This window comes from Franconibacter sp. IITDAS19 (assembly GCF_023079515.1).
Lineage (GTDB): Bacteria > Pseudomonadota > Gammaproteobacteria > Enterobacterales > Enterobacteriaceae > Franconibacter > Franconibacter pulveris.
The window spans coordinates 165,140-175,473 of record NZ_JALJCP010000003.1; the positions used below are offsets into that span (position 1 = coordinate 165,140).

General features: G+C 60.2%; 8 protein-coding genes. 1 reads left to right on the forward strand and 7 read right to left on the reverse strand.

Annotated features, from left to right (window positions below):
- Window positions 1–38 precede the first annotated feature (38 nt).
- The 4 genes from MT962_RS10500 to MT962_RS10515 form a co-directional block, all read right to left on the reverse strand.
- Window positions 39–1,007, reverse strand: a complete 969-nt coding sequence (locus tag MT962_RS10500) for a TerC family protein (RefSeq protein WP_247365547.1) — start codon at window positions 1,005–1,007, stop codon at window positions 39–41.
- Between the two features lie 603 nt (window positions 1,008–1,610).
- Window positions 1,611–2,591 (reverse strand): Gfo/Idh/MocA family oxidoreductase, encoded by a 981-nt coding sequence (locus MT962_RS10505; RefSeq protein ID WP_247365549.1) that lies wholly within the window; start codon window positions 2,589–2,591, stop codon window positions 1,611–1,613.
- 86 nt (window positions 2,592–2,677) lie between these two features.
- Window positions 2,678–3,361, reverse strand: a complete 684-nt coding sequence (locus MT962_RS10510; protein ID WP_247365768.1) for an ElyC/SanA/YdcF family protein — start codon at window positions 3,359–3,361, stop codon at window positions 2,678–2,680.
- An 80-nt stretch (window positions 3,362–3,441) separates the two neighbouring features.
- Window positions 3,442–3,939, reverse strand: coding sequence for a M48 family metallopeptidase (locus MT962_RS10515; protein WP_024556501.1), 498 nt, complete (start codon window positions 3,937–3,939; stop codon window positions 3,442–3,444).
- Window positions 3,940–4,024: 85 nt separating this feature from the next.
- Here MT962_RS10515 and rlmG point away from each other — a divergent pair, with 85 nt between their 5' ends.
- Window positions 4,025–5,155 carry a 23S rRNA (guanine(1835)-N(2))-methyltransferase RlmG gene (rlmG, locus tag MT962_RS10520; protein ID WP_048888032.1) on the forward strand — a complete coding sequence of 377 codons (1,131 nt, stop codon included), beginning with the start codon at window positions 4,025–4,027 and terminating at the stop codon, window positions 5,153–5,155.
- 100 nt (window positions 5,156–5,255) lie between these two features.
- Here the strand turns inward: rlmG and MT962_RS10525 are convergent, their stop codons facing one another.
- From MT962_RS10525 to lsrR, 3 genes are all read right to left on the reverse strand, one after another.
- Window positions 5,256–7,277 (reverse strand): NADPH-dependent 2,4-dienoyl-CoA reductase, encoded by a 2,022-nt coding sequence (locus MT962_RS10525; RefSeq protein ID WP_281732687.1) that lies wholly within the window; start codon window positions 7,275–7,277, stop codon window positions 5,256–5,258.
- 355 nt (window positions 7,278–7,632) lie between these two features.
- The gene (lsrK, locus tag MT962_RS10530) at window positions 7,633–9,222 is read right to left on the reverse strand and encodes an autoinducer-2 kinase (RefSeq protein WP_024556504.1); all 1,590 of its coding nucleotides are present in this window, start codon (window positions 9,220–9,222) and stop codon (window positions 7,633–7,635) included.
- Between the two features lie 43 nt (window positions 9,223–9,265).
- Window positions 9,266–10,234, reverse strand: coding sequence for a transcriptional regulator LsrR (gene lsrR / locus MT962_RS10535; protein ID WP_024556505.1), 969 nt, complete (start codon window positions 10,232–10,234; stop codon window positions 9,266–9,268).
- Window positions 10,235–10,334 lie beyond the last annotated feature (100 nt).

Here is a 10,334-nt window from a genome sequence, read left to right on the forward strand (position 1 = left end):
CAGGAGATTCTTCCCGCCAGGGCGGGAAGAAGAGAGCATTATTCTATCTGCCCTTTTTTATCGTTACGGTGATTAACCCAGGCGTTGATCAGTAGCGTCAGCGTCAGGATGCCGCCCACCACGCCAAGGGAGATGGCGATGGGGATATGGTAGAAGTCGACAATCAGCATCTTCACGCCGATAAACACCAGGATCACCGACAAGCCATATTTCAGCATGGAGAAGCGCTCCGCCACGCCCGCCAGCAGGAAGTACATGGCGCGCAGACCCAAAATCGCAAACAGGTTAGAGGTCAGCACGATAAACGGGTCGGTGGTCACCGCGAAAATCGCCGGGATACTGTCGACCGCGAAGATTACGTCGCTCAGCTCAACCAGGATCAGCACCAGCAGCAACGGCGTGGCGAACAGCAGGCCGTTCTTGCGTACAAAGAAATGTTCGCTTTCGATGCTGTCGGTCATTCGCAAGTGGCCGCGCAGCCAGCGCACCAGCGGCTTGTCGCCAATGCCCGCTTCATCCTCTTTCGCCAGCGCCATTTTCACGCCGGTAAAGAGCAGGAAGGCGCCAAACACATAGAGCAGCCAGTCAAACTGCGAAATCAGCCAGCTACCGGCGAAGATCATCACCGTTCGCAGCACGATAGCGCCCAGCACGCCGTAGATCAGCACGCGGCGCTGCAATGCAGGCGGAATAGAAAAATAGCTGAACAGCATTAACCAGACGAAGACGTTATCTACCGCCAGCGCTTTTTCAATCAGGTAGCCGGTAAGGAAGGCGAGCGCCTGAGTATCCGCGACCGCACGGCCTTCGGTGCCGGAGAGATACCACCAGAAGGCGGCGTTAAACAACAGGGAGAGCGAGACCCAGACAATCGACCAGACAGCTGCCTGCTTCATGGACATCGTATGGGCGCCACGGCGGCCCTGAAGCAGAAGGTCGATAGCCAGCATAATCACGACGACGACTGCGAAACCGCCCCACAGCAGGGGAGTGCCGACACTATTCATAGGCAAAATTCCTTAAAAACAAAAACGGCTAACGTCGGAAGACGTCAGCCGCGTTGCTTTTCAATGCGCAGACCTTGCCTTCCGGCAAGGTCTCACTTACAACCTGAATCCCGTCATACTGCGCGCCGCAGCGGCGTTGGCCGCGCTCGTTCACCCCAGTCACTTACTCGTGTAAGCTCCTGGGGATTCGCTCGCTTGCCGCCTTGCTGCAACACGCATTATTCGGGATTCTCCCGCTTTTACACGCGCCGCAGCGGCGTTGGCCGCGCTCGTTCACCCTGGTCACTTACTCGTGTAAGCTCCTGGGGATTCGCTCGCTTGCCGCCTTGCTGCAACACGCATTATTCGGGATTCTCCCGCTTTTACACGCGCCGCAGCGGCGTTGGCCGCCTTGCTGCAACACGCACTATTCGGGGTTCTCCCGCTTTTTGCGCGCCGCAGCGGCGTAGCTGACTCTGAATTCAAATTGCCCGGCGACCGGAAGCGTAGCTTCGTAATGACGATCGGCCGGCAATGAAGTTACTCCCCTTTGCTGGTAACAAAATATGTCGAAATATTCATGCGATCAATTTTGTCACGCCGCTTTTACATTGCTTTACGCTGTCACTGGCTGTCGGCCGGGAATATCACGCCAGTTTGAACGCGGATTTCCGTCAGCAGCTTCGCCGTAATCAGGCTTACTTCAAGCGCCGGGTGCTCTACCTGGTTGGCGCTTACTAACCCAGCGAAAGTCTCCGCTTCATAAAGCATAGTATTGATATGCTGCCCCTGAGTCAGCTCCTGCACTCTGCCGCCGCGGGGCACAAAAGTCAGGCGCTGGCATTCCGAAAGCTTCTCAATAACCAGCGAGCCCGCCTCACCCTGAATTTCGCTTGGCAGAGTGGAGTCGCTGACTTTGGAATGCAACAGCGTGACGTCCGCATCGCCGTAGCGCAGCACCACCGTGCCATGGGCATCCACGCCGCTTTCCAGCAGGCAGGCGGAGGCGATAACGTCGTCCGGCTCGCCCCACAGCGCCACCGCCGAGGCCAGGCAGTAATAGCCAATGTCCATGATCGAGCCGTTGGAAAACGCCGGGTTAAAAGTATTGGGGTTCTCTCCGTCCAGATAGCGCTGGTAGCGAGAAGAGTACTGGCAGTAATTAAACAGCGCCTTGCGTAAGCGGCCCACTTTCGGCAGCGCCTGTCGCAGGGCGAGGAAGTTAGGCAGGCTGGCGGTTTTAAACGCCTCGAACAACACCACCTGGTTTTCCCGCGCGCAGGCGATAACGGCCTGCGCTTCGCGTAAGGTGGAAGCCAGCGGCTTTTCGCATATCACATGCTTTTTATGATTCAGGAAGAGGCAGGCTTGTTCGGCATGCAGCGAATTGGGGCTTGCAATGTAAACGGCGTCCACCGCGTCGCTCTGCGCCAGCGCCGCCAGCGAGGTAAAGAGATGCTCAACCGGATAGTCGCTGGCGAAATGCTGCGCCTGCTCAAGCGTACGGGAATAAACGGCGGTGAGTTGGTACTTGCCCGTCTCATGGGCGGCATCAACGAACTGGCGGGTGATCCAGTTCGTTCCTACAACAGCGAAACGTATCATAGACGTCTGGTTGCTCCGAAGGCTGAATAACGGCCAGAGCGTAACACGACAACGTTTAAAAAGTAGCGGTCTGCCGCGCAGAACCGCTATTCATTGCCCGTACCGGCGGGGCAGCCATGCTGCGCGTGCGCATCGATAACCACTTTATCGCCGAGAAAATGGGGCGTGCGGCGCAGCAGCGTTGCATCCAGCAGCGCGCGAACCCGGGCGAACCGCTCGCGAAACTGCGTGTATTTACCGTGTTGAAAATCGAGATCTTCTGCGTTCAACGCAATCGCATCAATACCATAATGTTGCGCCAGGTAAATCGCCCGCTGGTTATGAAACGCCTGCGAGACGATGATAATGCGATCTTCGCCGAAGACGTCGCGGGCGCGCACAACCGAATCCAGCGTTGTGAAACCCGCGTAATCACAAAAAATCGCGCTGGAAGGTACGCCTTTGCGCATCAGCGCCTGCCGCATCGCCGCCGGTTCGTTGTAATCCTTATGCCGATTATCCCCGCTCACCAGCAGCCAGGACGCTTTGCCTTCGTGCCAGAGCGCCGCCGCCGCGTCAATGCGCCGCGTAAAATAGCGGTTTCCCGGTTTTGCGCCCAGCACCAGCGCCACCTTGCGGGCCGGAATAGCACTAACGTCATTAAACAGCCTTGCTTTGCTGGCGGCGGTGACGTGTTGGTTTGCGTAAAACACCAGCCCCGCCAGCAGCGCAGCCAGCAGTAAGCCCAGCAAGAAAAGATGACGCAGCGTGCGCCGGTAACGGTAAAACATCCTTGTTATGCGCATAACATCTCCTTTTGGGGGGCGCGGCGATAGCGATACGGCGTAAAAGCGTATGGCATCATAACCGCTTAGCGATTTTTAAGCGCCTGGTTCGTCAGCCACAGCCGGGTATCAAACTCCAGTTGATGGTACTGTGGCTCCATATGGCAGCAAAGCTGGTAAAACGCTTTGTTATGCTCTTTCTCTTTCAGGTGCGCCAGTTCGTGCACCACGATCATGCGCAGAAAATCTTCCGGCGCGCTGCGAAACACCGTGGCGACGCGGATTTCCGCCTTCGCCTTCAGCTTGCCACCCTGCACGCGGGAGACGGCGGTATGCAGGCCAAGCGCGTTTTTTAACACGTGAATTTTATTGTCATACGCCACTTTATTGACCGGCGGGGCGCTGCGCAGATAGCGGTTTTTCAGCCCCTGCACGTAATCATACAGCGCTTTGTCGGTGGTGACGGCGTGCGCCTGCGGGTAGCGTTTTTCCAGCACTTCGCCGAGGCGGTTCTGCTCAATCAACTGGCGTACCTGGGCAAGCAGCGATTCAGGATAGCCCTGCAGGTAGATAAGTGCGGTCATGGCGGCCTCGGTGGGTGAAAAAAAGGTTTACTCGCGGATGCAATTAAGGGATAAAACGCGCGGATTTTACCATTCGGGAGGGCCGATGAGCCAGGTGGACTTATTTAATCAAACACTCATGTTGCAGCGCTTTCCGCCAATGCCGGAAGAGACGCCGCTACAGGCCTGGGACGCGGCGGACGACTATCTGCTGCAACAGGTCGGCGAGTGCGACGGCCCGCTCCTGATTTTCAACGACAGCTTCGGCGCGCTCGCCTGCGCGCTGGCGCAAAAACGTCCCTGCAGCGTCAGCGATTCGTTTATTGCCCAGCAAGCCACGCGCCACAACCTGCGGCTGAACGAGATTGACGAGGCGCAGGTGACGCTGCTGGACAGCTTAAGCCCGCTGCCCAACGCGCCTGCGCTGGTGCTGATTAAAATCCCTAAACAGCTCGCCCTGCTGGAGCAGCAATTGCGCGCGCTGCGCCGCGTCGTTACGCCGCAGACCCGCATTATCGCGGGGGCGAAGGCGCGTGATATTCATAATTCCACGCTGGCGCTGTTTGAAAAAATTCTCGGCCCCACCACCACCACGCTCGCCTGGAAAAAAGCGCGGCTTATCCATTGCGCTTTCAGCGAGCCTGCGCTGGCCGCGGCACCGGAAACGCAGAGCTGGAAGCTCGACGGCACGCCGTGGCTGATTCACAACCACGCCAATGTCTTTTCACGGGCGAGTCTGGATATCGGCGCGCGCTTCTTCCTGCAACATCTGCCGGAGAACGTGGAAGGGGAGATGGTGGATCTCGGTTGCGGCAACGGCGTAATAGGCCTGAAGCTGTTAGAACAAAACCCGCTGGCGCGGGTGCGGTTCGTGGATGAGTCTTACATGGCTGTCGCCTCAAGCCGTCTGAACGTAGAAACCAACCTGCCGGACGACCTCGCGCGCTGCGACTTTATGGTCAACAACGCGCTGACGGGCGTAGAGCCGGAAAGTTTCCACGCCGTGCTGTGCAACCCGCCGTTCCATCAGCAGCACGCCATTACCGATCACATCGCCTGGCAGATGTTCCAGGACGCGCGCCGCTGCCTGAAGTGGGGCGGCGAGTTGCGCATTGTCGGCAACCGCCATCTGGATTATTTCCGCAAGCTGAAGAAGATTTTCGGCAACTGTACGACCGTTGCGACGAATAATAAGTTTGTCGTGCTCAGGGCGGTGAAACTGCGTAAGAGCCGATAGTGGGTCAGCGCAGCGCGTAGGATTACGCTTTCGCTAACCATGCCGGGGCGGCGGTCTATTCCTCTGCCCTGGCGCGCATCCTGTTGTGTCAGCCATCACATTAAATCCCCATCGCCAGCCGCGTGCCCTGGGCGATGGCTCGTCGGGCGTCCAGCTCCAGCGCCACGTCGCAGCCGCCAATCAAATGCACCGTTTTGCCCGCGAGGCGCAGCGGCTCCGCCAGCTCGCGCTGCGGCTCCTGACCTGCGCAAATCACCACGTTATCCACGGCCAGCACCTGCGGTTCGCCGTTAACCAGAATGTGCAGCCCTTCGTCATCAATCCGTTCGTAGCTCACCCCCGGCACCATTTTCACCCCGCGGGAAAGCAGCGTGGCGCGGTGGATCCAGCCGGTGGTTTTGCCAAGCCCGTCGCCCGGTTTGCTGGCTTTGCGTTGAAGCATTACTATCCGGCGCGGGCTTTTCGGTAACTGCGGCCCTTCCGGGCGCAGGCCGCCTGGCTGGTTCAGGCTGGTATCGATGCCCCATTCCACACAAAACGCCGCCAGGTTCTGGCTGGTGGACTCGCCTGGCTGACTTAAATACATGGCGGTATCAAAACCAATGCCGCCGCAGCCGATAATCGCCACCCGCTCGCCCACCGGCGCTTTGTCGCGCAACACATCGAGATAGGTCAGCACGCTCGGGTGATCGATGCCGGCAATCAACGGCACGCGTGGGGCGATGCCGCTTGCGAGGATAACCTCGTCGTAGCCGGTGAGCATTTCACCGTTTACCCGCTCGTTAAGCCGCAGCGCAACGCCGGTGACCTGCAACATGCGGCGGTAGTAGCGCAACGTTTCGTAAAACTCTTCTTTGCCGGGGATTTGCTTTGCGATATTGAACTGTCCGCCAATTTCGGCGGCGGCGTCGAAAAGCGTAACGCGGTGGCCGCGCTGCGCGGCGTTTACCGCAAACGCCAGCCCCGCCGGACCTGCACCCACCACCGCCAGGTTTTTCGGCTGCGCGGCGGGCGTCATCACCATCAGGGTTTCGTGACAGGCGCGCGGGTTGACGAGGCAGGAGGTCACCTTGCCTGCAAAGATCTGGTCCAGGCACGCCTGGTTGCAGCCGATGCAGGTGTTGATTTCATCCTCGCGCCCCTGCGCCGCCTTGCTAAGGAGTTCTGCATCCGCCAGAAATGGTCGCGCCATCGAGACCATATCGGCGTCGCCCGTTGCCAGAATCTGCTCCGCGACGGCGGGGTCGTTGATGCGGTTAGTGGTGACTAAGGGCAGCTTCACATGGCCGCGAAGCTTACGCGTCACCCAACTGAACGCCCCGCGCGGCACAGGCGTGGCGATAGTGGGAATGCGCGCTTCGTGCCAGCCGATGCCGGTGTTGATAAGCGTAGCGCCTGCCGCTTCGATAGCCTGCGCCAGCTGCGCGGTCTCTCCAAAAGTGGAACCGCCCTCAACCAGGTCGAGCATGGAAAGACGATAAATAATGATGAAGTCCTCGCCCGCCCGCTCACGCACCGCCCGCACCACTTCAACGGCGAAGCGCATCCGGCGCGCGTAGTCGCCGCCCCATTCATCCTCGCGTTGGTTCGTGCGCGCAGCGAGAAACTGGTTTATCAGATAGCCTTCAGAACCCATGATCTCCACGCCGTCATAACCCGCCTCGCGGGCCAGCAGCGCACACTGCGCAAAATCGTTAATCAGCGTCAGAATGTCGTCGTGCGTCAGCGCATGGGGTTTAAAGCGGTTGATAGGCGCCTGTAAGGCGGAAGGGGCGACCGGATGGGGCTGATAGCTGTAGCGGCCAGTGTGGAGAATTTGCAGGGCGATCTTTCCCCCTTCGCGATGCACCGCTTCCGTCACTACGCGGTGCGGCGCAAGCTGACTTGCATCGTTCAGCATCGCGCCGCCCTCCAGCGCTACGCCGCAAGCGGAAGGCGCCACGCCGCCGGTGACAATCAGCGCCACGCCGTGACGCGCGCGCTCGGCGTAAAAGGCCGCCAGCCGTTCGGCGCCGTCCGGGCGCTCTTCCAGACCGGTGTGCATGGAGCCCATCAGCACGCGATTTTTCAGCTGCGTAAAGCCAAGATCCAACGGGGCGAACAGCGAAGGGTAGCTCATCATTGCGCTCACTAATGTAAAATAATTGTTATGTGGTCGGATGAGTTAATGAATAATCGATCGTTGGATAAAAGGGAAAAGGGCGATCGAATCATTGTGATGGGATTCAAATTTCATCGCAAAGCGCTTGCCATGCAGGAAAGCATATAGACGGTGCGGTGAAGTGTTCCGTTCGCCTGCAAGTGCTCGAACAAGGGCATCTTCGCTTACGCGAACGTGCAAAGGGGCGCGACGCCGCCCCCTATGCAATCGTGGCGCGCGGCGGAAAAGCCGCCGCAGAAAAACGGTTCCCGGTTGCGTTATTTTTTGATTTTTAAAGGGCGGGTTAGCGAAGCGCCGCCCGCCATTCCTGCAAACGTTACGCCCGCGCCGCCGCCTGCTTCGGCGCCAGTCCCGGTGCGCGCCAGAGCGAGGTGGTAAGCCCGCTATCCACCAGCCCCAGCTGGTCGGCGTAGACTGCCTGCCACTTTCGCATCATCTGGTCGTAAAGGTCGCGATGCGCCGGGTTTGGCGTAAACTCGCGGCTCCACTGCACCAGCCGCTCGCCGGTGGCGGCAAGGTCGTCATACAGCCCGGCGCCCACGCCTGCGGCTATCGCGCAACCGAGCGCCGTCGCCTCTTTCACCTGGGGCACCCGCACCGGCAGGCCGGTCACGTCGCTTAAAATCTGGCTCCAGAGCGCGCCTTTTGCGCCGCCGCCGGCAAAGACCAGCGAATCAAACTTCACCCCGGAAAAGCCGGAGATCTGCGCGAGATTGCAGGCGGAAACGATCGCCGCGTTCTCTTCCAGCGCCCGGAACAGCGTGGCTTTGTTGCATTTCTCCGGGTCGATGGAAAGGTTAATGAACGACGGCGCGGCGTGGTACCACTCTTTAAAATGCATGGCGTCGGAGAATATCGGCATCACGCCGTGCGAGCCTGCCGGCACCCGGCTCGCCATCTCCTCCAGCAGGGCGTAAGTGTCTGTGCCGAGCCGCTCGGCAATCAGTTTTTCCTCGGCGCAGAAGGCGTCGCGGAACCAGCGCATGGTCAGCCCGGTGAAGAAACTTATCGATTCCGCCTGCACCATGCCGTGGATCACGTGCGGGTTGATGCGAATATTCATCTCCGGGTCGGTGCGGATGGCGGGCAGGTTGACCACCTGTTGCCAGAAGGTGCCACCAAGAATGGCCGTTTGCCCGGCGCGCACCACGCCCAGCCCCAGGCAGCCAAGCTGCACGTCGCCGCCGCCCATCACCACCGGTGTGCCTTCCCGCAGGCCGCTTTGCGCCGCTGCCTGCGCCGTGACGCGCCCAAGCACCGTGCCGGTCTCTTTTACCGGCGAGAGCATGTCCGCGCGCAACCCGGCCATATCGAGCAGGGCGGGGCGCCAGTCGCGGGTGTTGAGGTCGAGCATGCCGGTCGTGCCGGCATTGGAGGGGTCGACCGCCAGTTCGCCGGAAAGCTTCGCCGCCAGCCAGTCGCTTATCATGGTGACGGTGGCGGCCCGGCGATAAATGTCGGGGCGATGATGGGCAAGCCAGAGCAGGCGCGGCATGGCGCTTAAGGCGAGCGTCTGGCCGGAGACGTGATAAACCTCAGATTCAAACTGGTTATCGTGAAGCGCTTTCAGCTCCGCCACCTCCTGGCTTGCGCGGGCGTCGACGTTGGCGCAGGCCCAGATGGGCTCGCCGTTGCGGTCATAGAGCACAATGCCTTCACGCATGGAGCAGCAGGCGATAGAGGCGATATCGCTGGCGTTGAGGCCTGCCTGCTGCAACGCCTGGTGTACGCAGCGGCAGGCGAGCTGCCAGTTCGTGTCGAGGTCAAACTCCATGGAGCCCGGCACGTCCGCCACGCTCAGGTGCTTCCACTCCGCCTGACCGACCGCCACCTGGCGGCCTGAGAGGTCGAAAATTACGGCGCGGATGCTCCCTGTTCCGGCGTCTAACGCTAAAAGATAACTCATCGACTTGCCTCGCTGTTGTGGCGGCGCGGCAAGCCTCGGGCGTTTATTCCGCCAGGGCCAGCACAGCGCGCGCTGTCGCTTCTTCCGTCACCAGGCCGTTGATCCGCTGGCCTCGCAGTGCGGCGTAAATCGCTTCCGCTTTCTCTTCCCCGCCCGCCACGCCGATGATGGTGGGCAGCTGCGCCAGCTCGTCGAGCGTGACGCCGAGCAGTTCGCGGTGGATCTCAAGCCCCTCCACTTTCTGGCCGTCGGCCTGCAGGAAGTAGCCAAGAATGTCGCCCACCGCCCCTTTACGGGCGAACATCAGCTGTTCGCCTTCACTGATATAGCCCGAGCGTAAAATCGTGGCGTCGCGCTTCTGGTTGACCGAGCCGATGCCGACTACCGCCACATCCGCCGCCGTGGCCGCGAGGATCACGTCGCGCACGCTCGATTCGCGCTTGAGGATCCCGGCTACGTCGGCGGAAGAGACCCGCAGCGGCGCCGGGATCATGCTGACGCTGCAGGCAGCGTCGAGCTGGCCGATACCGGTCATATACGGCCCTACGCCGCCAGAGAGCGTCACCAGGCGGATCTGCTGCGATCCGATAAAGCCGCTTAGGTGCTGCAGGCAGCTCATGGTGGTTTCGCCAAAGCCCACCGCCAGCAGCTGGCCCGGCTGGAGCACGCCCATCAACGACTGCGCCGCGCCAATGCCGAGGCGAGTCGTCATCGGCGGCGTATTCAGCGCCGGCAGCACGCGGGCGAGCTTCAGCGCAAAGCGTTCCGCCAGCGCCGTTTCCAGCGCAAGGCAGCCCTCATAGCGCGAGTTTATCTGCACGCGGATCACGCCGGACTGCCGTCCTTTTTCCAGCAGGCGGGAGATCTTCAGCCTCGGCAAGCCAAGCCGCTCGCCGATGTCGTTTTGCGTCAGCCCGTCGTGGTAATAAGACCAGGCGACCCGCGCCAGCAGCTCTTCTTCCGCCATCGCCAGCCCGGCGAACTTTCCTTCTTCTGCTTTTTTCTCGCTCATAACTGAACTCTTATCAAAATTTAGATCATATGTTCGGCTCTGCCCGGTGAGAATTTGTGAAGCGCCCGGCAAAAAGATCATTTTGCTGGCGCGATTCCCG